We start from the raw sequence: 20,366 nt of genomic DNA, 5'->3' as shown, positions 1-20,366 counted from the left end.
GAGCCGATCAACCCGGAAGCCTGGGATTGGTACTACAAGAATGTCGGCAAGTCGCGTTGCCCGATCGTTGATACCTGGTGGCAGACCGAGACTGGCGGCAACATGATGAGTCCGCTGCCGGGTGCGCATGCGCTGAAGCCGGGTTCGGCGGCGCGTCCGTTCTTCGGTGTGGTGCCGGCGCTGGTCGACAACCTCGGTAACATTATTGAGGGCGAGGCTGAAGGCAATCTGGTGATTCTCGATTCGTGGCCAGGTCAGGCGCGCACGCTGTATGGCGATCACGATCGTTTCGTTGATACCTACTTCAAGACTTTCCGTGGCATGTACTTCACCGGTGACGGCGCGCGCCGTGATGCCGATGGTTATTACTGGATCACCGGGCGTGTCGATGACGTGCTCAACGTGTCCGGCCACCGTATGGGCACGGCCGAGATCGAGAGCGCGATGGTTGCGCATCCGAAAGTCGCTGAGGCGGCGGTGGTGGGTGTGCCGCATGACATCAAGGGGCAGGGCATTTATGTCTATGTCACGTTGAAGAATGGCGAGGAGCCGACCGAGCAATTGCGTCTGGAGCTGAAGAACTGGGTGCGTAAGGAGATCGGGCCGATTGCTTCGCCGGATGTGATCCAGTGGGCGCCGGGGCTGCCGAAGACGCGTTCGGGCAAGATCATGCGCCGCATTCTGCGCAAGATTGCCACGGCGGAATACGACGGGTTGGGGGATATTTCGACGCTGGCGGATCCGGGTGTGGTGCAGCATTTGATTGATACGCACAAGACGATGAATGTTGCTTAAGTAATGATCCACAGAAGCCCTGTCCGGTGATACCGGGCGGGGCTTTTTTGTGTCTGGAGGTTTTGGGGTGATCGGACCGGCCTCATCGCTGGCAAGCCAGCTCCCACAGGTTTTGTGGTGTGTTGGCAGTTTGTGGTCCTGCGCGGATTTGGGTTGATAGGGCTGGCCTCATCGCCAGCAGGCTAGCTCCCACAGTTTTTGTGATGTGGCGGAAATTTCAGCTTCGCCGCATATCCCTGTGGGAGCTGGCTTGCCAGCGATAGCAATCTGTCAGGCAACTGTGTAGTCCACTGTCGGAACACAAGACCACCCAACCAATAATTATCGACCTGTGCCGTCAGACCTTTCCCACTGTTACCCGCCGCCTTCCACGTAACCGAATGTGTAACCGCCCGCCCCGGAGCGGGGCATTGGGAAACGCATCGCCCCGTTTTAGAGCCTCCAAACCACCAGTGAAAAATAAGACACAACGCTGCGCTTGCCGGATTAGAAGGGTTTGCGAATAATAGGCCCGCAATTTGCAGCATAGATCGGTTCACTGTCTTTCGCTCTTGCATGAAATTGCGGGGCTGTCAATGTGCCAAAGTCGCTTTCTCTGTGCATCTGTAATTAGTTGTCGCATTGAAGAAATATCGGCTTCCGGCCTGTCGTTAGAATGCCGATCACTCGCTCATCGTGGCTGATGTTGAAACCTCCCCAGGTTTCAACGGGAAATTTCTCACCGATGCAGCAACCGATTTCCCGATTCACCCATTCGCATATTGGGCTGTCGCTCACTCTGCCGTTTTTGCCCTTTACCGATGGAGTCCCAAGATGAAGAAACTTGTGCTGCTTGGCGCCCTGGCACTGTCCGTGCTGTCGCTGAATGCCTTCGCTGACGAAAAACCTCTGAAAATCGGTATCGAAGCGGCTTACCCTCCGTTCGCTTCGAAAGCACCGGACGGCAGCATCGTTGGTTTCGACTACGACATCGGCAACGCTCTGTGCGAGCAGATGCAGGTCAAGTGCGTGTGGGTCGAGCAAGAGTTCGACGGTCTGATCCCGGCACTGAAAGTGCGCAAGATCGACGCCATCCTGTCGTCGATGTCGATCACTGAAGATCGCAAGAAGTCGGTCGACTTCACCAACAAGTACTACAACACCCCGGCACGTCTGGTCATGAAGGCCGGTACTCAGGTCAGCGAAGGTCTGGCTGAGCTGAAGGGCAAGAACATTGGCGTACAACGTGGTTCGATCCACGAGCGTTTCGCCCGCGAAGTGCTGGCACCACTGGGTGCAGAGATCAAGCCGTACGGCTCGCAGAACGAAATCTACCTCGACGTGGCTGCCGGTCGCCTCGACGGTACCGTGGCTGACGCAACCCTGCTGGACGACGGTTTCCTGAAAACCGACGCCGGTAAAGGCTTCGCGTTCGTCGGTCCTGCGTTCACCGACGTCAAATACTTCGGCGACGGCGTAGGCATCGCAGTGCGCAAGGGCGACGCCCTGAAAGACAAGATCAACGCTGCCATCGCGGCCATCCGCGAAAACGGCAAATACAAAGCAATCCAGGACAAGTACTTCGCCTTCGATATCTACGGCAAGTAATACGTCTCTGCGACAAGTCCGAAATGGCGCAAGCAACAGGATCTCTGCGGTTTGCGCCATTTTTTCATCCCAACTTTCGAGGACCTGAATCATGTTGAAAGGCTACGGGGCTGTCATCCTCGATGGCGCATGGCTGACGCTTCAGCTCGCCTTGTCGTCCATGGCTCTGGCCATCGTTCTCGGGCTGATCGGTGTCGCGTTGCGCCTGTCGCCGGTGCGCTGGCTGGCCTGGCTGGGCGATCTGTATTCCACGGTGATCCGCGGGATTCCCGATCTGGTGCTGATCCTGCTGATTTTCTACGGCGGTCAGGACTTGCTCAACCGCGTGGCACCGATGCTCGGCTATGACGACTACATCGACCTGAACCCGCTGGCCGCCGGCATCGGCACTCTCGGTTTCATCTTCGGTGCGTACCTGTCGGAAACCTTCCGTGGCGCGTTCATGGCGATTCCGAAGGGCCAGGCCGAAGCGGGCATGGCGTACGGCATGAGCAGTTTTCAGGTGTTCTTCCGGGTGATGGTGCCGCAGATGATTCGCCTGGCGATTCCGGGCTTCACCAACAACTGGCTGGTACTGACCAAGGCCACCGCGCTGATTTCCGTGGTCGGTCTGCAAGACATGATGTTCAAGGCCAAGCAGGCGGCAGATGCCACCCGCGAGCCATTCACCTTCTTCCTCGCAGTGGCGGCGATGTACCTGGTGATTACCAGTGTTTCGTTGCTGATCCTGCGTCAACTTGAGAAGCGCTACTCGGTAGGCGTAAGGGCGGCTGATCTATGATCTTCGACTACAACGTCATTTGGGAGGCCCTGCCGCTGTACCTCGGCGGCCTGCTGACCACCCTCAAACTGCTCGCGCTGTCGCTGTTTTTCGGTTTGCTCGCGGCCCTGCCGCTGGGGCTGATGCGCGTCTCGAAGAACCCGGTCGTCAACGGCGCCGCGTGGCTGTACACCTACGTGATCCGTGGCACGCCGATGCTGGTGCAACTGTTTCTGATCTACTACGGTCTGGCCCAGTTTGAAGCGGTACGCGAAAGTTTCTTGTGGCCATGGCTGTCCAGCGCAACGTTCTGCGCGTGCCTGGCCTTTGCGGTCAACACCAGCGCTTACACCGCTGAGATCATTGCCGGCAGCCTCAAGGCCACGCCGAACGGTGAGATCGAAGCGGCGAAAGCCATGGGCATGTCGCGCTTCAAACTGTACAAACGCATTCTGTTGCCATCGGCCCTGCGCCGGGCACTGCCGCAGTACAGCAACGAAGTGATCATGATGCTGCAGACCACCAGTCTGGCGTCCATCGTGACCTTGATCGACATCACCGGCGCGGCCCGTACCGTCAACGCGCAGTACTATCTGCCGTTCGAGGCGTACATCACCGCTGGCGTTTTCTACCTCTGCCTGACGTTCATTCTGGTCAAGCTGTTCAAGTTGGCCGAGCGTCGCTGGTTGAGCTACCTCGCGCCGCGGAAGCACTGATATGGAACGCATCGACCACGTATTGCCGTGGAGCCATCTGGGCTGCGAGCGCAAGATTTCGGTGTTTCGCTTCGGGCATGGCGAGCGCAAGGCTTACATTCAGGCCAGCCTGCACGCTGATGAATTGCCGGGCATGCGCACCGCCTGGGAACTGAAAAAGCGCCTCGGCGAACTCGAAGCCAAAGGCTTGCTCAACGGGGTCATCGAACTGGTGCCGGTCGCCAACCCGTTGGGTCTCGGGCAGTTGCTGCAAGGCAATCACCAAGGCCGTTTCGAGGCGGGCAGCGGCAAGAATTTCAACCGTGATTTCGTTGAGCTGAGCGCGCCGGTTGCGGCGGCTTTGGCTGAAAGCCTCGGTGATGATCCGCACGCCAATGTGCGCCTGATTCGTCAGGCGATGGCCGATCATCTGGCCGCATTGCCGGAGGCGAGCAGCCAGTTGCAAGGCATGCAGCGCGTATTGCTCAGCCATGCCTGCAGCGCCGATGTGGTGCTCGATCTGCATTGTGATGCCGAAGCCGCGCTGCACATGTACGCGCTGCCGCAGCATTGGCCGCAGTGGCGTTCGTTGGCCGCGCACCTGAATGTGAAGGTCGGATTGCTGGCGGAAGATTCCGGTGGCAGCTCGTTCGATGAAGCCTGTTCGTTGCCATGGTTGCGTCTGTCGCGGCAGTTCCCCGATGCGCAGATTCCGCTGGCGTGTCTGGCGACAACCATTGAGCTGGGCGGTCAGGCCGATACCGGTCGCGCCGAAGCGGAGGCGTATGCTGAAGGCATTCTGGCGTTCCTCGCCGAGCAAGGTTTGATTACCGGCGAGTGGCCGAATCCTGCGCACGAAGCCTGTGAAGGCATGCCGTTCGAAGGCACCGAGTTACTGCTCGCGCCGCACCCTGGCGTGGTGAGTTTCTTGCGCAAGCCCGGCGAATGGGTCGAGGCGGGCGACGAGATTTTTGAAGTGATTGATCCTGTGTCCGATCGGGTCAGCACGGTGTGTGCTGGTACCTCCGGGGTGCTGTTTGCCATTGAACGGCTGCGTTATGCCCAACCCGGTTTCTGGCTGGCCAAGGTGGCGGGGCGCGAAGCGCTGCGTCACGGGCGCTTGCTCAACGACTGACTGACTGTTTTTGTGAGAACCGACCGCATGTACAAACTTGAAGTCCAAGACCTGCATAAACGCTATGGCAGTCACGAAGTGCTCAAGGGCGTGTCCCTGAAAGCGGCAGCTGGCGATGTGATCAGCATCATCGGCTCCAGTGGCTCCGGCAAAAGTACTTTCCTGCGCTGTATCAACCTGCTTGAGCAGCCGCACGCGGGCAAGATTCTGCTCAACAACGAAGAGCTGAAACTGGTGGCGAACAAGGACGGCGCGCTGAAAGCTGCTGATCCGAAGCAGCTGCAACGCATGCGTTCGCGCCTGTCGATGGTGTTCCAGCATTTCAACCTGTGGTCGCACATGACTGCGCTGGAAAACATCATGGAAGCGCCGGTCCACGTCCTCGGCGTGTCTAAGGCCGAAGCCCGTGAGAAAGCCGAGCACTACCTGAACAAGGTCGGCGTGGCCCATCGTAAAGACGCCTTCCCTGGGCACATGTCCGGTGGCGAACAGCAGCGTGTGGCGATTGCCCGTGCGCTGGCGATGGAGCCTGAGGTGATGCTGTTCGACGAACCGACCTCGGCGCTTGACCCTGAATTGGTTGGTGACGTGCTGAAAGTCATGCAAGCGCTGGCTCAGGAAGGTCGCACCATGGTTGTGGTGACCCACGAAATGGGCTTTGCCCGTGAAGTGTCGAACCAGTTGGTGTTCCTGCACAAAGGTGTGGTGGAAGAAAGCGGCAACCCGCGCGAAGTGCTGGTGAATCCGCAATCGGAACGTTTGCAACAATTCCTCTCGGGCAGTCTCAAGTAATTCAGGGCTGCCGGTATGCACCGGAATAGTGCATGCTTCGCAACCTGAAGGCTGGCTCCAATCCACTGTAGGAGCTGCCGAAGGCTGCGATCTTTTGATCTGTTTTTGAGGGTCAAAAGATCGCAGCCTCGTTTCACTCGTCAGCTCCTACATGGGAAAGGCATTTCATTCCGATGGTGGATCTGCGTCAGGCTCAAGATTTGTGTTCATTTACGGGCTAGCATTGGCCCATGCCTTCATCACTGTTCTTCGCTTCGGATTGCCCGCCCATGACTGCCCATCGAATTGGTTTCCTGATTTGGCCCAGCACTAAAGCGTTGACGCTGGCGCTGGCGGAGGAAGCCTTGCGTGTTGCTCAGCGGGTGCACCCGGACGTGGTTTACGAACTATCGTTCCTGCAAGCAGAACCTCCGGCCGAAGGCGCCTGGCAATTGCCCGGTGAAGCGTGGACCGGCAAGCTCGAAAACTTCCAGAAACTGTTCCTGCTCGCCGATGAGCCGCCGACCACGCTGGCCCCGGCGCTCAGCAGTGCGCTCAAGCAATTGGTGCGTGCCGGTACGGTCATCGGCGGTCTGTCCGCTGGTGTTTATCCGTTGGCGCAACTCGGTTTGCTCGACGGTTATCGCGCTGCCGTGCACTGGCGCTGGCAGGACGATTTCGCTGAACGCTTCCCGAAAGTCATCGCCACCAGTCACCTGTTCGACTGGGATCGCGATCGCCTGACCGCGTGCGGCGGCATGTCTGTGCTTGATCTGTTGCTGGCCGTGCTGGCTCGTGATCACGGTGCGGAACTGGCCGGCGCCGTTTCCGAAGAACTGGTGGTCGAGCGCATCCGCGAGGGTGGCGAGCGCCAGCGCATCCCGTTGCAGAACCGTCTCGGCTCCAGCCATCCGAAGCTCACCCAGGCGGTGTTGCTGATGGAAGCCAACATCGAAGAGCCGCTGACCACCGACGAAATCGCCCAGCATGTGTGCGTGTCCCGTCGACAGTTGGAGCGCATCTTCAAGCAATACCTCAACCGTGTGCCGAGCCAGTACTACCTGGAACTGCGCCTGAACAAGGCCCGGCAGATGTTGATGCAAACCAGCAAGTCGATCATCCAGATCGGCCTGTCGTGTGGCTTCTCCTCGGGGCCGCATTTCTCCAGCGCCTATCGCAATTTCTTCGGCGCCACGCCGCGGGAAGATCGCAACCAGCGACGCAGCAGCAGCCCGTTTGAATTGTCGTCGGTGCCGTCAGAGCGCGGGTGATCGCCGCGCTTCAGTCGGCGAAACCTACTCGTCGACTTCCGATCCATCGGACGATGAAACCTCCATCTCTGCCTCGTTGATCGTGCTTTCGATGCCAAAGTCCATGCCGTGCTTGTTGAAGTAGGCGCGAAGGATGAACTGGCTCTGCGCGTCGAACGGGTTGCCGCGTAAATTGATCGCCTCAGCGATCTCTCCGGGGAGTTCGAGAATATCGCTGGGCATTGCGCTGATGTGGTTTTCACTTAAATCAGCCTTGAGCAAATCCTTGAGCTGGAACAGGCCATCGGGGAGTTCACTGATGCCGGCGTTGTTGAGTATCAGATCCGTAAGCAAGGTCAGTTGCCGCAAGTCCGGTGCCAGCCCCAAGGGGTTGTAGCTCAAATCGAGCAATTCCAGATTGACCATTTCGCCCAAAGCCGCGACGTCGTGTGCGTTTAGACTGATGTTGCATTCAGTCAGGTACAGCGCGGTCAGATCACCCATTTTGAAGATTGCCTGGGGAATGTCGCCGAGTGAGAACTCGCGGATGTTCAGCGTTCTGAGCTTGGGGAAATGGTTGAGGAATTGATTGGCGCCTGTTGTCGCACCGTCTTCGCTGAGCAGCGTCAAGGTCGATACGTGACTGAAGTCCGCCGTCAATAGGGGTAAATCGCCGATGATGGTGGTCGGCAAATTGAGCTCGTACAGCGTTTCGCCCTGTTCACCGAGTTCGTCGAACTCGCTTTCCCTGCGCCAGCATTCCTCGACCAGCGTCTTGAATTCATCCCGTGCAGACTGTTCTTCTGCCAGTTCCTGGGCGGTGAAAGGGCTGTGCGTGAACGGGTTGATGTCGGGGATGTTGCCAGTCCATGCAGCCAAGTCGCTTTGCAGCGTCGAGTATTCGTTTTCCAGTCGGGTCAGTTCAAGTCGGGCGTCCTCCGTAAGGCCGGGTAAGCGGTAGAAAAACTGACTGGCTTCTTTGACATTGAACAGCGAGTAAATCTGTCTTGTTCGAGCGATGTCGACCGGCTCGCTGAGCACTCCCAGGGTCTGTCCATGCTGATGAAAGTGCGCTCTGATCCGGTCACGTGTAGCGCGTGAAACAGGGTTGTGGGCAAATTCGAAACCGGAGGTGGTTTCCGGCGGGTAATGGAAAAACTCCGGCGGTATTTCGCTGATCTGGTTGTTGCTGAAAATGCCGGTGCTCAGCCGCGGATGGTTCAGCAACCCGTTCGGCAGCTGGCTGATGCTGGTATCGGCCAGGTCGATGTAGGTCAGTTCGGTCATGGCTGTGATATCGGGTGTGCGTCCCAGGGGATTGCCGTAAAGATCCAATGCGCCGAGCGAGGTGAGTTTATTCAGCCTCTCTACCGCGACGTCATCGAGGTTGATGCCGCATTCAGCAAGGATCAGTTGGTGCAGATGTGGCATGGCGTCGAGGGCTTGGGGCAGTCGTGCGAGATTGAAGCTGCGGATTTCCAGATGCTGCAGTCTGGGAAACAGGTGCAGGAAAGCGTCAGTGCCTTGAGCGGCATTGCTACCTTCCAGCGAAAGATGGGTGACATGGCTGAAGTCTGCGGTGAGTGCTGGAAACTCGCCGATGACGGGGTGGGCAAAAATCAGCGATGTTCGCGCGTGAGGATCGGCCTCGTTGAACGTTGTGCGTTCGAGCCAGCAACTCAGCAGCGTTTCCTTGAATACCCGACGATCATTTTTCGCCCCGACAAAGGCTTCTGCGTCGAAGCGCATACCGGTCAAGGGATGTTGCGTCGGTGTTTGCGCGGTCCAGGTGTGCAGGTCGACACGCAGTTTCGCGAGTTCGGCAGTCAGGCGCGACAACTCGGCGAGTGGCCCGGCGGGGTGTATGGCCAGTCTTTGCATGAACGCCTGCAACTGCTCGAATGTGAACGCTGGGTTGAGCGTCATCGCCAGTTGTTCCAAGGGCGGTGCGATTGGATTGAATCGTCGGTAGGTGCCGTTTCCTCCCGGCAAGCGCATGATTTGCGGGTCATAGAGGGGCTTTAGTTCGCGATGCGGCAGCAGGATATTTTTCAGCTCATCGCGGGGCAGGGCGTGATCACGGATTGCTTGCTTGAGTTTTGCACCTGCTCCGATGTGGATGCCCAGCGCATCGCGCGCGTGGTCTGGCAAGGCTTGCAATGCAGCATTGTAGAAATCAAGGGCCGCCGACAACGGTTGATCCTGTTCGTCGAAAGCCTGGTACTGACCGTCTTCGAGCAACACCATGGTTTTGTGGAGAGTGGTATCGGTCGGGCCAATGCTGTCGCGCAGCGTGCCGTGAATGCCGTAGTCGCGAACGTCGATGCGCAAATTTTTCGGCCAGCCATGCAGACGTTCCATTGAATGCAAGGACAGGCGCTGGGTGTCCAGCGGGTTGATTGATTCCAGATACAAACCCTCAAAAGCGCGAGCAGCGCGAACGTCCTCCAAGGCCCAGCGAGCCAGTTGCACGAGGCGCTTGGGAACCGACATCTGTTTCAGTTGCTGACGCTCTTTGCCCGTTGCCGTGCGCAGTATTTCCCGGGCGACGCTGGTGGGCAGGCCGGGCGTTGTGTCGATGAGCTTGTGCGCCGCTGCGTCGGTGATGTGTTCAGCCGCTCGATAACGTGCTTCGAACAGGATGTTTCGGCGTTCGGCGGCGATGTTCGCCAGGGTTTTTCTCAACGCCTGAGCTCGCAGCGTAAGCCCTCTGGGAGGAAGACCGGGCTCCTCTCTGAGAAGTATCTTGAGTTCGCCCTCGTCGAGTTTCGCCAGTAGATTGGCGAGCAAATCACTTGATCCTGACGGGGAATGGCTCAGTTCAATCGCTGGCAATTGCGGGCGGCTGCTTTCCCATAGCGTCTTGCCCTGCAGATCAAGCAAGCGCAGGCTTTTAGTTTCCGGCCACGGGCAATGTTCAGTGAGCAATTGCAGTTGAGTGATTGGCTCGGCTTGTGCAAATTCTGCTGCGTGAGGGCTGTTCATCTGATCGATGAAATTGCGGATCTGCTTGTCGAGGGTGAAGCGCTTGAGGGTGTCCTCAAGCAGTGGCGGAAGCGGCTCGTGTTGCGCGTGAAATTTGCGCAGGACATCTTCGTGATAGCCGCTGCTGGCGAGCGCCTGCTCCAGTTCGCTGGGTGACAGGCTGTCGACCGTGTGGCCAATGCGTCGCAGCAGTTTGTCGCTGGACCAGGTGAGCGGGCGATCAAGCTCGGTTTGCCAGGTGCCGGTGTGGAAGTGTTCAAGCATCGGCGGGTAAGCATCGGCGCGTGTCGGGTGGTCGATACGAAAACCTCTGGCGCCCGGATCGGATCTCACCGCAAACACTTTGCCGTCCAGTGGCAGCAGCAGTTTTCCATCGATCTGATGCAAGCCGTGTTGATCCGGCAGGGAGTCTTTGGTCAGCGAAATACCTTGCTCGTAGGGGGCTAGATCGGGTTTCCAGTAGAGTGTTTTTCCGTTCGGCGCGGTGACGGGTTTGAAGCGGTCAATGAAGCGCACGACATGCGGCGGCAGCAGGTTGCGAAACTCGCCGGCGACCAGCATGCCGCCGGCGGCGAATATGCCGAATTGCACGATCGATTCCAGCGCATCCATCAGATGCAGAAAGGCTTCGGTGCGCTGCCCCTGTGCCCACTCGACAATGCCTTCGAAGGTCTCGTCAAGGAACTGATAAGCCATGTAGCCGAGCATCAGTTCACCCAGAAACGGCACGAACGGCGTGGCCACGAACGCAGCGACGGTCAGTAACGTTGTAGCGATGCTCATCAGCGAGTCCCAGAAAGCCCAGCGTGCCTGCTGATCCACCAATGCTGTGGGCACGGCTAGGCTTTGTCCGTCGTTGAGTATCTTGTTCAACGCATTCTCGAATTGGTATTGCCATAGCAATGAATGAATGACGTCGGCGCGGAATTGCAGGTCGGGTTTTTCCACCGTGACTTCGCGCCAGGCGGGTCGTGGATCACCCGGTTGGTGCGCGAAATACTCAATGTGCGTGAGGCGTGCTTTGAGCGTGGAGAAGAAGCGACCGCGCTCGCTGTGAGCAATGAATTGACTGAAAAAATGCTGGTAGTCGTTTTGGCGCAACTGGCGCGTCAGTTCGGCGGCGAATGCAGCGCTGGAGGTGTATTCCTTGATCGGGTGTTCGGGGTCGTTCGGCACATAAGCAACCAGCCGGGTGACGCGTTCGCTGGTGTGCAGATCCGGCGCAAACACAATGATGCCGTGCAGTTGCGAAGACAGCAGCGACAGGCTGTGACCGCGCACTGTTTCGCCATCCAGCCGCATGCCTTGCAGGCCGTCGATCAAACCACCAATGAGGCGATACAGATCTTCCTGTATGTCGTTGTTCATTCGGGCGTAGATCAGCGCCGATTTCAGTGCAGCCTTTTGGCTGACTTCGACATGCAAGCGCAGCGTGGCCGCCAGATTGGGCTGCTCGATGCCTAGATGTTGTTGCAGATGTTGTTGGTATTGCGCACCGAGATCGAGGCTTCGGCACAGTTTGATGAAGGTGTTTATCGACAGTGCCTGGCTGATATCCGCGAGGATTTCAAATTGTTCGCGATCGTCTGGCTGGGTGATGAAGCAGGAATCGGAGTCAAAAGCATCCGTTTCGGTTTCATGGCTTTCGAAGTTGCGCAGTGCGGCGTCTAGCACGGACAGCGTCCAGATTCGGCTGGCGCCGGTAGAGAAGCCAAACCAAGGGTTCGTGACTGGAATGTAGAGGCGCACGAACGTGCTTTTGACGTCGAGTATCAGGCCGCATTGATCCTTGATCGCCGCTGCCAGTAACGGCGCAGCGAAGGCTTCGACGTCCTTGAGGTTGGCCAGCAGGCGATCCACCTGGTTCTGTGCCGCCCAGTGCTGGGCATTCAGCACACCTAACCGGGCGTGGTGCTGACGTGCGGAAGCCGCCAGCAGGGGCTCATGACGGGGGATTGCGCGTCGCAGGGCATGACGTCGAAACGCCGAAGCGTTCGCCAGCCAATCAGGCGCGGCTTGGTGTAACGGCAGAAAATGCGTGTCGTTGTGCTCGGTATAGAAAGTATCGAGGCGGGCGGCAGGTTGCAGCGGTTGTGGCAGGTTCATGCGCTCATCCATTAGCGTGCGGAGAGCGCCCAGCAAAGCAGAAAAATATTTGTCATGTGCGGTACATAGTTACCGCACATTGAATTCCTCGATCAATTACCGTCGAGCCACCGCAGATCCCCTTGGGCAGTTTAAACTGCGCCTTTGCGACGCTATATGTCGCATTGCCGTAAACCCGGGAAAATCCGGGGTTTGCGCTATAAGAAGTTGTCGCTTGGCGGCAAGGCCGGGCTGAAAACTGTCCTTACAATCCTCACCAAGCTCGCCAGTTTCAGGCGAGTGCTTCTCATCAGGAGACTCCGATGTCCGTTGAGCACGCTGCGGTACAACGCGCCGATTTCGACCAGGTAATGGTTCCCAACTACGCGCCTGCCGCTTTCATTCCGGTGCGTGGCGCCGGTTCCCGTGTCTGGGATCAGGCCGGCCGCGAGCTGATCGACTTCGCCGGCGGGATTGCCGTTAACGTATTGGGCCACGCGCACCCGGCGCTGGTCGGTGCATTGACCGAGCAAGCGAACAAGTTGTGGCACGTGTCCAACGTGTTCACCAACGAGCCAGCCCTGCGCCTGGCGCACAAGCTGATCGACGCCACGTTCGCCGAGCGCGTGTTCTTCTGCAACTCCGGCGCTGAAGCCAACGAGGCCGCTTTCAAGCTGGCCCGTCGTGTTGCATTCGACCGTTTCGGCACTGAGAAGTACGAAATCATTGCCGCGCTGAACAGCTTCCACGGCCGTACGTTGTTCACCGTTAACGTCGGTGGCCAGTCGAAGTACTCTGACGGTTTCGGCCCGAAAATCACCGGCATCACCCACGTTCCTTATAACGATCTGGCCGCGCTGAAAGCGGCGGTTTCCGACAAGACCTGTGCGGTCGTGCTGGAACCGATCCAGGGTGAGGGCGGCGTGCTGCCAGCCGAATTGGCGTACCTGCAAGGTGCCCGCGAACTGTGCGACGCGAACAACGCGCTGCTGGTGTTCGACGAAGTGCAAACCGGCATGGGCCGCAGCGGCAAGCTGTTCGCCTACCAGCATTACGGCGTGACTCCGGACATCCTCACCAGCGCCAAGAGCCTGGGCGGCGGTTTCCCGATCGCGGCGATGCTGACCACCGAAGCGCTGGCCAAACACCTGGTTGTCGGCACCCACGGCACCACTTACGGCGGCAACCCGCTGGCATGCGCGGTCGCGGAAGCGGTGATCGATGTGATCAACACGCCTGAAGTGTTGAACGGCGTAAACGCCAAGCATGACAAGTTCAAGGCGCGCCTTGAGCAGATCGGCGAGAAATATGGCCTGTTCACTCAGGTGCGTGGCCTCGGTCTGCTGATCGGTTGTGTGCTGAGCGATGCCTGGAAAGGCAAGGCCAAAGACATCTTCAACGCCGCTGAAAAAGAAGGCCTGATGATTCTGCAAGCCGGCCCGGACGTGATCCGTTTCGCCCCGAGCCTGGTGGTGGAAGACGCCGATATCGATGCCGGTCTGGATCGTTTCGAGCGCGCTGCTGCAGCACTGACGCAAGCTTGATAGACCCTTCGGCGCCTGAGTACTTGGGCGCCGAACCCAATTTTTGATATCGGGCAGATTCAACTGTCGGAGTCAGCCTTTGTGGTGAGGGGATTTATCCCCGACGGGGCGCGAAGCACCCCCAAAATCTGGGGCCGCTGCGCAGCCCATCGGGGCGGTGCGACGTTTCGCTAAATCCCCTCGCCACAAAGAGCCGATCCCACAATGTTCGGTATTTTTTCTTCTGTGAATTGATAAGAGAAAAGGAGTGACACCATGCTGGTGATGCGCCCCGCGCAAATGGCTGATCTGGGCGAGGTACAGCGTCTGGCTGCGGACAGCCCGATTGGTGTCACTTCCTTGCCGGATGACGTGGAACGTCTGAGCGACAAGATCGCCGCGAGCGAAGCGTCGTTCTCCGCCGAAGTGAGCTTCAACGGTGAAGAGAGCTATTTCTTCGTACTCGAAGAATCCACCACCGGCAAACTGGTCGGTTGCTCGGCGATTGTCGCGTCCGCCGGTTACTCAGAGCCGTTCTACAGCTTCCGTAACGAGACCTTCGTGCACGCTTCGCGCGAGTTGAAGATCCACAACAAAATTCACGTACTCTCGCAGTGCCACGACCTGACCGGCAACAGCTTGCTGACCAGTTTCTACGTGCAGCGCGAGCTGGTCGGTTCACCATGGTCCGAGCTTAACTCCCGTGGTCGTCTGCTGTTCGTCGCCAGCCATCCCGAGCGTTTCGCTGACTCGGTGGTGACCGAGATCGTTGGTTACAGCGACGAGAATGGCGACTCGCCATTCTGGGATGCGATCGGTCGCAATTTCTTCGACCTCAATTACGCCGCTGCCGAGCGTCTGTGCGGGCTGAAAAGCCGCACTTTCCTCGCCGAGCTGATGCCGCATTACCCGATCTACGTGCCGCTGCTGCCGGACTCCGCCCAAGAGGCGATGGGCCAGGTGCACCCGCGTGCGCAGATCACCTTCGACATCCTGATGCGCGAAGGCTTCGAGACCGATCACTACATCGACATTTTCGACGGTGGCCCGACCCTGCATGCGCGTGTTTCGGGGATCCGTTCGATCGCCCAGAGCCGTGTGGTGCCAGTGAAGATCGGCGAGCCGGTTAAAGGTGCCGGGCGCCAGTATCTGGTGGCGAACGCGCAGTTGCAGGATTACCGCGCGGTGCTGCTGGAACTGGATTACGCGCCGGGCAAACCGGTGACTCTGGATCTGGAAGCGGCCGAAGCCTTGGGCGTCGGTGAAGGTGCCAGCGTGCGCCTGGTGGCGGTTTAACGCCTTAGCGAGTTTCACGGGTGGCGAAGGCGGCCCGTTTGAGGAGATAGCATGATTGTTCGTCCCGTACGCAGCAGCGATTTAGCCGCTCTGATCGACCTGGCCCGTAGCACCGGCACCGGCCTGACTACTTTGCCGGCCAACGAAGAACGTCTGGCCCATCGGGTCGGCTGGGCCGAGAAGACCTTTCGCGGCGAAGCCGGCCGTGGCGATGCGGACTACCTGTTCGTGCTCGAAGACGACGACGGCCGCGTGGTGGGGATTTCCGCCATTGCTGGCGCTGTCGGCATGCGTGAGCCTTGGTACAACTTCCGTGTCGGCCTGACTGTCAGCGCTTCGCAAGAGCTGAACATTTATCGCGAGATTCCGACGCTGTTTCTGGCCAACGACCTGACCGGTAATTCCGAGCTGTGCTCGTTGTTCCTGCACGCCGATTACCGCAGCGGTCTGAACGGCCGCATGCTGTCGAAGGCGCGGATGCTGTTCATCGCTGAATTCCCTGAACTGTTCGGCAACAAGATCATTGCCGAAATGCGCGGTGTCTCCGATGACGCCGGTCGTTCGCCGTTCTGGGAAAGCCTCGGTCGTCACTTCTTCAAGATGGAGTTCAGCCAGGCCGATTACCTGACAGGCGTGGGCAACAAGGCGTTCATCGCTGAGCTGATGCCGAAATTCCCGCTGTACACCTGCTTCCTGTCCGAAGGCGCGCGTAGCGTCATCGGTCAGGTGCATCCGGACACCGAGCCGGCCTTGGCGATGCTCAAGGGCGAAGGTTTCAGCTATCAGGGTTACGTCGACATCTTCGACGCAGGTCCGGCCATCGAATGCGAAACCGGCAAGATCCGCGCGGTGCGTGACAGTGAAGCGCTGGTATTGGCTGTGGGTACGCCGGGCGACGACGCTACGCCGTTCATCATCCATAACCGCAAGCGCGAAGACTGCCGCATCACCGCTGCGCCGGCGCGTCTCGCTGCCGGTACTTTGGTGGTCGATCCGCAGACCGCCAAACGTCTTCAACTCAACGCTGGCGATCAAGTGCGCGCCGTGGCGTTGTCCGCTGCACGGGAGTCGAAATAATGAATTCGCTATACATCGCAGGTGAGTGGCTGGCCGGTCAGGGCGAAGCGTTTCAATCGCTGAACCCGGTGACCCAGCAAGTGCTGTGGTCGGGGGAGGGCGCCACCGCTGCTCAGGTTGAATCGGCTGTGCAGGCTGCGCGTCAGGCGTTTCCGGATTGGGCACGTCGTTCGCTGGACGAGCGCATCGCTGTGCTTGAGGCGTTCGCCGCCGCGCTGAAAAATCACGCTGACGAACTGGCTCGCACCATCGGTGAAGAGACCGGCAAACCGCTGTGGGAATCGGCGACCGAAGTGACCAGCATGGTCAACAAGATCGCGATTTCGGTGCAGAGCTACCGCGAGCGGACCGGCGAGAAGAGCGGCCCGTTGGGCGACGCCACTGCTGTGCTGCGCCACAAGCCGCACGGCGTGGTTGCAGTGTTCGGCCCTTACAATTTCCCTGGGCACTTGCCGAACGGCCACATTGTTCCGGCATTGCTGGCGGGTAACGGCGTGCTGTTCAAGCCAAGCGAACTGACACCGAAAGTCGCCGAGTTGACGGTCAAGTGCTGGATCGAAGCCGGTCTGCCGGCAGGCGTGTTGAACCTGCTGCAAGGCGCGCGCGAAACCGGCATCGCGCTGGCGGCGAACCCGGGCATCGACGGTCTGTTCTTCACCGGTTCGAGCCGTACGGGCAATCATCTGCACCAGCAATTTGCCGGTCGTCCGGACAAGATTCTGGCGCTGGAGATGGGTGGTAACAATCCGCTGGTGGTCGATCAGGTCGCGGATCTGGATGCAGCGGTTTACACGATTATTCAGTCGGCATTCATATCTGCCGGTCAGCGTTGCACCTGTGCCCGTCGCCTGCTGGTGCCGCAAGGCGCGTGGGGCGACAGCCTATTGAGGCGTCTGGTTGAAGTCAGCGCGACCATTGAGGTTGGCGCATTCGATCAACAGCCGGCGCCGTTCATGGGCTCGGTGATTTCCCTCGGCGCGGCGAAAGCGCTGATGGACGCTCAAGAACATCTGCTGGCCAACGGCGCGGTGTCGTTGCTGGAAATGACTCAGCCGCAAGCACAAGCCGCGTTGCTGACGCCGGGCATCGTTGATGTGACAGCGGTTGCCGAGCGTCCCGACGAAGAACTGTTCGGCCCGTTGCTGCAAGTGATCCGCTACGTTGATTTCGAAGCGGCGATCGCTGAGGCGAACGACACGGCTTATGGCCTGGCCGCTGGTCTGTTGTCGGATTCCGAAGCGCGTTATCAGCAGTTCTGGCTGGAAAGCCGCGCCGGCATCGTCAACTGGAACAAACAGCTGACCGGTGCTGCGAGCAGCGCGCCGTTTGGTGGCGTCGGGGCTTCGGGCAACCATCGCGCCAGTGCTTATTACGCGGCGGATTACTGCGCGTACCCGGTGGCGTCGCTGGAAACCCCGAGCCTGACTCTGCCAGCAGCCCTGACACCCGGCGTGAAGATGGCGTGATGCCAATCGCTGGCAAGCCAGCTCCCACAATGACCGCGTCGTACACAAAATGTGTGAACGCCTCCGACCCTGTGGGAGCTGGCTTGCCAGCGATGGCCGCGCCTCGGTCGCAAAGAATAGTTACTGAAGCCTATAACAACAGATTCTCGTGGAGCCTCGCTGATGAAATCCTATGAAGTCAATTTTGACGGTCTAGTGGGGCCGACCCATAACTACGGTGGTCTGTCCTACGGCAACGTTGCGTCCCAGAGCAACAGCCAGCAATCCTCGAATCCGAAGGAAGCGGCGCTGCAAGGTCTGGCGAAGATGAAAGCGCTGATGGAAATGGGCTTTCAGCAAGGCGTACTGGCGCCACAGGAGCGCCCGGACGTGGCCGCTCTGCGCCGTCTGGGTTTCAGCGGCACCGACGCTCAGGTCATCGAGCGCGCCGCCAAAGAAGCCATGCCGCTGTTGGTCGCCAGTTGCTCGGCGTCGAGCATGTGGGTGGCCAACGCCGCCACGGTCAGCCCGAGTGCCGACACCGCTGATTGCCGCGTGCATTTCACCGCTGCCAACCTCAACTGCAAATACCACCGCAGCATCGAGCACCCGACTACCAGTCGCGTACTCGGCGCGATGTTCGCCAATCAGCAACACTTCGCCCATCACGCCGCGTTGCCGGCAGTGGCGCAGTTCGGTGACGAAGGCGCGGCCAACCACGCACGTTTCTGCCGTGAGTATGGCGAGGCGGGCGTTGAGTTCTTTGTGTTCGGTCGCAGTGCGTTCGACAACCGTTTCCCGGCGCCGCAAAAGTACCCGGCACGCCAGACCCTCGAAGCCTCGCAAGCGGTTGCGCGTCTGCACGGTCTGCGTGACGAAGGCGTGGTTTACGCCCAGCAGAACCCGAACGTGATCGATCAGGGCGTGTTCCATAACGACGTGATCGCCGTGGGCAATGGCGAGGTCTTGTTCTATCACGAGGACGCGTTCCTCGACACCGAGTCGATGCTGGCCGAACTGCAAAGCAAACTGGCCAAAGTCGGCGGCAACTTCCAGTCCGTGTGTGTGCCGCGTTCGGCAGTCACCGTGGATGACGCGGTGCGTTCGTACCTGTTCAACAGCCAATTGCTCTCGCGTCCTGACGGTTCGATGCTGCTGATCGTGCCGCAAGAGTGCCAGGCCAACGAACGCGTCTGGACTTACCTGCAAAGCCTGACCAGCTCCGGCGGTCTGATTCGCGAAGTGAAAGTCTTCGACCTCAAGCAAAGCATGCAGAACGGCGGTGGCCCGGCGTGCCTGCGACTGCGCGTCGCGCTTAACGAAACCGAACTGGCGGCGGTCAACCCAGGGGTTATCATGACGCCACCGTTGTACGGTTCGTTGACCGCATGGGTTGAAAAGCACTACCGCGACCGCCTGAGCGAAACCGATCTGGCGGACCCGCAATTGTTGCTTGAATGCCGGACGGCACTGGATGAACTGACGCAAATCCTTAAACTGGGCGCGGTTTATCCATTCCAGATCAATTGATGGCCGGCGCGTCGCCCGAACGCGGCGCGCGGCTTGTCTTACCAAGAGAGTAAAAACATGAGCGATTCCCTGCAGCTGATCCTTGAAGACACCGACGGCACGCAACTGGAAACTTCCTGCACCCGCGTTGCGGTCATGTGGCAAGGCAAAGAGCTGTGGATCCAGCAGGACGGCCGTGGCCAACTGCTGATCGGCGTCGACGTTGAAGAAGGTGACGCCGAGTACGCCAACCTGCTGCTGCGCCCATTGGCGACTAATCTGGTAAGTCTGCAACTGGAAATGGAACCGGCTGACGCTGGCGACGACGAAGACCACGTGCACGGCCCGGATTGCAACCACGACCACTAAGGAAACCGCTCTATGCTCGCCCTCGGCAAACTGCTTGAACTGACCCTCGCCGGCCGCGAACCGGCGGAGAAGACTCAACTGACTGTCGAAGGCGTGCGCATGCGCTGGTTGAGCGAAGGTGCGCTGGAAGTCCGGCCACCGCAAGCGCGCGACAATGGCCTGGACCTGCTGCTGTCGGCAGGCATCCACGGCAACGAAACAGCGCCGATCGAATTGCTTGATCGGCTGCTGCACGACATCGCTCGCGGCGATTTGAAGCCGCGTGCACGCATTCTGTTCCTGTTCGGCAACCCGGAAGCGATTCGCAAAGGCGAGCGTTTCATCGAGCAGGACGTCAATCGGCTGTTCAACGGCCGTCATGAACAAAGCAGCGGCTCGGAAGCGCTGCGTGCTTGTGAGCTGGAACGGTTGGCGGCGAGTTTTTTCAGCCTGCCGGATCGCCAGCGCCTGCACTACGACCTGCACACGGCGATTCGCGGTTCGAAGATCGAACAGTTTGCGCTGTATCCGTGGAAGGAAGGTCGCCAGCATTCGCGCCAGGAATTGGCGCGTCTACGGGCTGCCGGGATGGAAGCGGTACTGCTGCAGAACAAACCGTCGATCGTGTTCAGTTCCTATACCTACGACAAGCTCAATGCCGAGGCTTTCACCCTGGAACTGGGCAAGGCGCGGCCGTTCGGGCAGAACGACGGGGTCAACGTCTCGCTGCTGGAAACCCGCCTGCAGCAGATCATTGAAGGCACTGAGCCAGAGATGGCTGAAGCGCATCTGGACGGTTTGCAGCTGTTCAGTGTGGCGCGGGAAATCATCAAGCACAGCGATGCGTTTCGCTTGAACCTGCCGCAGGACGTCGAAAACTTTTCCGAGTTGGAGATGGGCTATGTGCTGGCCGAGGATCTGGCCAATACCCGCTGGGTCATTGAGGAAGAGGGCGCACGAATCATCTTCCCTAATCCCAAGGTCAAAAACGGCTTGCGCGCGGGCATCCTGATCGTCCCGGCCACCGACGAAAACCTCGCCTGACCTAACTGCAGGGATGGTCCACAAACTCTGGTACGCGGGCCAAACCCTGTAGGAGCTGCCG

The 20,366-nt window shown here is 59.2% G+C and carries 15 protein-coding genes; 14 read left to right on the top strand and 1 reads right to left on the bottom strand.

Annotation, left to right across the window (positions count from 1 at the left end; genetic code table 11):
- The 7 genes from PMI37_RS03120 to argR all read left to right on the top strand — a co-directional run.
- Window positions 1–795: AMP-binding enzyme (locus PMI37_RS03120; protein ID WP_008077932.1), on the top strand; the 795-nt coding region annotated here is incomplete at its 5' end.
- An 813-nt stretch (window positions 796–1,608) separates the two neighbouring features.
- Window positions 1,609–2,382: an ABC transporter substrate-binding protein gene (locus PMI37_RS03115; protein WP_008077931.1), complete on the top strand. Its 774-nt coding sequence runs from the start codon at window positions 1,609–1,611 to the stop codon at window positions 2,380–2,382.
- 91 nt (window positions 2,383–2,473) lie between these two features.
- The gene (locus PMI37_RS03110; protein ID WP_007912702.1) at window positions 2,474–3,163 is read left to right on the top strand and encodes an ABC transporter permease; all 690 of its coding nucleotides are present in this window, start codon (window positions 2,474–2,476) and stop codon (window positions 3,161–3,163) included.
- The gene (locus tag PMI37_RS03105; RefSeq protein ID WP_008077928.1) at window positions 3,160–3,858 is read left to right on the top strand and encodes an ABC transporter permease; all 699 of its coding nucleotides are present in this window, start codon (window positions 3,160–3,162) and stop codon (window positions 3,856–3,858) included. The genes PMI37_RS03110 and PMI37_RS03105 overlap by 4 nt, the downstream gene beginning before the upstream one ends.
- A 1-nt stretch (window position 3,859) precedes the next feature.
- Window positions 3,860–4,972 carry a M14 family metallopeptidase gene (locus PMI37_RS03100; RefSeq protein ID WP_008077927.1) on the top strand — a complete coding sequence of 371 codons (1,113 nt, stop codon included), beginning with the start codon at window positions 3,860–3,862 and terminating at the stop codon, window positions 4,970–4,972.
- Between the two features lie 27 nt (window positions 4,973–4,999).
- Entirely contained in the window at window positions 5,000–5,764 is a 765-nt protein-coding gene (locus PMI37_RS03095) for an ABC transporter ATP-binding protein (RefSeq protein ID WP_003227281.1), read from the top strand.
- Window positions 5,765–6,033: 269 nt separating this feature from the next.
- Complete coding sequence (argR, locus tag PMI37_RS03090) at window positions 6,034–7,014, top strand: transcriptional regulator ArgR (RefSeq protein ID WP_008077925.1); 981 nt, start codon at window positions 6,034–6,036, stop codon at window positions 7,012–7,014.
- Window positions 7,015–7,038: 24 nt separating this feature from the next.
- On the opposite strand, the gene PMI37_RS03085 is transcribed toward argR, so the two are convergent.
- Window positions 7,039–12,084, bottom strand: a complete 5,046-nt coding sequence (locus PMI37_RS03085; protein WP_008077924.1) for a dermonecrotic toxin domain-containing protein — start codon at window positions 12,082–12,084, stop codon at window positions 7,039–7,041.
- Between the two features lie 302 nt (window positions 12,085–12,386).
- Between PMI37_RS03085 and PMI37_RS03080 the strand changes: the two genes are divergently transcribed.
- The 7 genes from PMI37_RS03080 (at window position 12,387) to astE (ending at window position 20,305) form a co-directional block, all read left to right on the top strand.
- A complete protein-coding gene (locus PMI37_RS03080) occupies window positions 12,387–13,607 on the top strand; it encodes an aspartate aminotransferase family protein (protein WP_008077923.1) in 1,221 nt (406 codons plus the stop codon).
- Window positions 13,608–13,862: 255 nt separating this feature from the next.
- Window positions 13,863–14,882 (top strand): arginine/ornithine succinyltransferase subunit alpha, encoded by a 1,020-nt coding sequence (gene aruF / locus PMI37_RS03075; protein ID WP_008077922.1) that lies wholly within the window; start codon window positions 13,863–13,865, stop codon window positions 14,880–14,882.
- A gap of 51 nt (window positions 14,883–14,933) precedes the next feature.
- On the top strand, window positions 14,934–15,959 hold the full coding sequence (astA, locus tag PMI37_RS03070; protein WP_008077921.1) for an arginine N-succinyltransferase: 1,026 nt from the start codon (window positions 14,934–14,936) through the stop codon (window positions 15,957–15,959).
- Complete coding sequence (gene astD / locus PMI37_RS03065) at window positions 15,956–17,425, top strand: succinylglutamate-semialdehyde dehydrogenase (protein ID WP_177323293.1); 1,470 nt, start codon at window positions 15,956–15,958, stop codon at window positions 17,423–17,425. The genes astA and astD overlap by 4 nt, the downstream gene beginning before the upstream one ends.
- 162 nt (window positions 17,426–17,587) lie before the next feature.
- Entirely contained in the window at window positions 17,588–18,934 is a 1,347-nt protein-coding gene (gene astB, locus PMI37_RS03060) for an N-succinylarginine dihydrolase (RefSeq protein ID WP_008077917.1), read from the top strand.
- A gap of 57 nt (window positions 18,935–18,991) precedes the next feature.
- Complete coding sequence (locus PMI37_RS03055; RefSeq protein ID WP_008077915.1) at window positions 18,992–19,282, top strand: hypothetical protein; 291 nt, start codon at window positions 18,992–18,994, stop codon at window positions 19,280–19,282.
- 12 nt (window positions 19,283–19,294) lie between these two features.
- Entirely contained in the window at window positions 19,295–20,305 is a 1,011-nt protein-coding gene (gene astE, locus PMI37_RS03050; protein ID WP_008077913.1) for a succinylglutamate desuccinylase, read from the top strand.
- Window positions 20,306–20,366 lie beyond the last annotated feature (61 nt).

Origin of the sequence: Pseudomonas sp. GM80 (assembly GCF_000282515.1) — a bacterium.
In the GTDB taxonomy this organism is placed as follows: Bacteria; Pseudomonadota; Gammaproteobacteria; order Pseudomonadales; family Pseudomonadaceae; genus Aquipseudomonas.
Note: the sequence above shows the minus strand (reverse complement) of the source record. Positions and strands in the feature narration are given on the sequence as shown.

What these genes read in the sequence shown, in the direction of transcription:
- astB (WP_008077917.1), top strand. Translation starts at nt 17,588, where the DNA reads ATGAAATCCTATGAAGTCAATTTTGACGGTCTAGTGGGGCCGACCCAT.
- PMI37_RS03110 (WP_007912702.1), top strand. Translation starts at nt 2,474, where the DNA reads ATGTTGAAAGGCTACGGGGCTGTCATCCTCGATGGCGCATGGCTGACG.
- PMI37_RS03095 (WP_003227281.1), top strand. Translation starts at nt 5,000, where the DNA reads ATGTACAAACTTGAAGTCCAAGACCTGCATAAACGCTATGGCAGTCAC.
- PMI37_RS03080 (WP_008077923.1), top strand. Translation starts at nt 12,387, where the DNA reads ATGTCCGTTGAGCACGCTGCGGTACAACGCGCCGATTTCGACCAGGTA.
- astE (WP_008077913.1), top strand. Translation starts at nt 19,295, where the DNA reads ATGCTCGCCCTCGGCAAACTGCTTGAACTGACCCTCGCCGGCCGCGAA.
- PMI37_RS03105 (WP_008077928.1), top strand. Translation starts at nt 3,160, where the DNA reads ATGATCTTCGACTACAACGTCATTTGGGAGGCCCTGCCGCTGTACCTC.
- aruF (WP_008077922.1), top strand. Translation starts at nt 13,863, where the DNA reads ATGCTGGTGATGCGCCCCGCGCAAATGGCTGATCTGGGCGAGGTACAG.
- PMI37_RS03085 (WP_008077924.1), bottom strand. Translation starts at nt 12,084, where the DNA reads ATGAACCTGCCACAACCGCTGCAACCTGCCGCCCGCCTCGATACTTTC.
- PMI37_RS03055 (WP_008077915.1), top strand. Translation starts at nt 18,992, where the DNA reads ATGAGCGATTCCCTGCAGCTGATCCTTGAAGACACCGACGGCACGCAA.
- astA (WP_008077921.1), top strand. Translation starts at nt 14,934, where the DNA reads ATGATTGTTCGTCCCGTACGCAGCAGCGATTTAGCCGCTCTGATCGAC.
- PMI37_RS03100 (WP_008077927.1), top strand. Translation starts at nt 3,860, where the DNA reads ATGGAACGCATCGACCACGTATTGCCGTGGAGCCATCTGGGCTGCGAG.
- argR (WP_008077925.1), top strand. Translation starts at nt 6,034, where the DNA reads ATGACTGCCCATCGAATTGGTTTCCTGATTTGGCCCAGCACTAAAGCG.
- PMI37_RS03115 (WP_008077931.1), top strand. Translation starts at nt 1,609, where the DNA reads ATGAAGAAACTTGTGCTGCTTGGCGCCCTGGCACTGTCCGTGCTGTCG.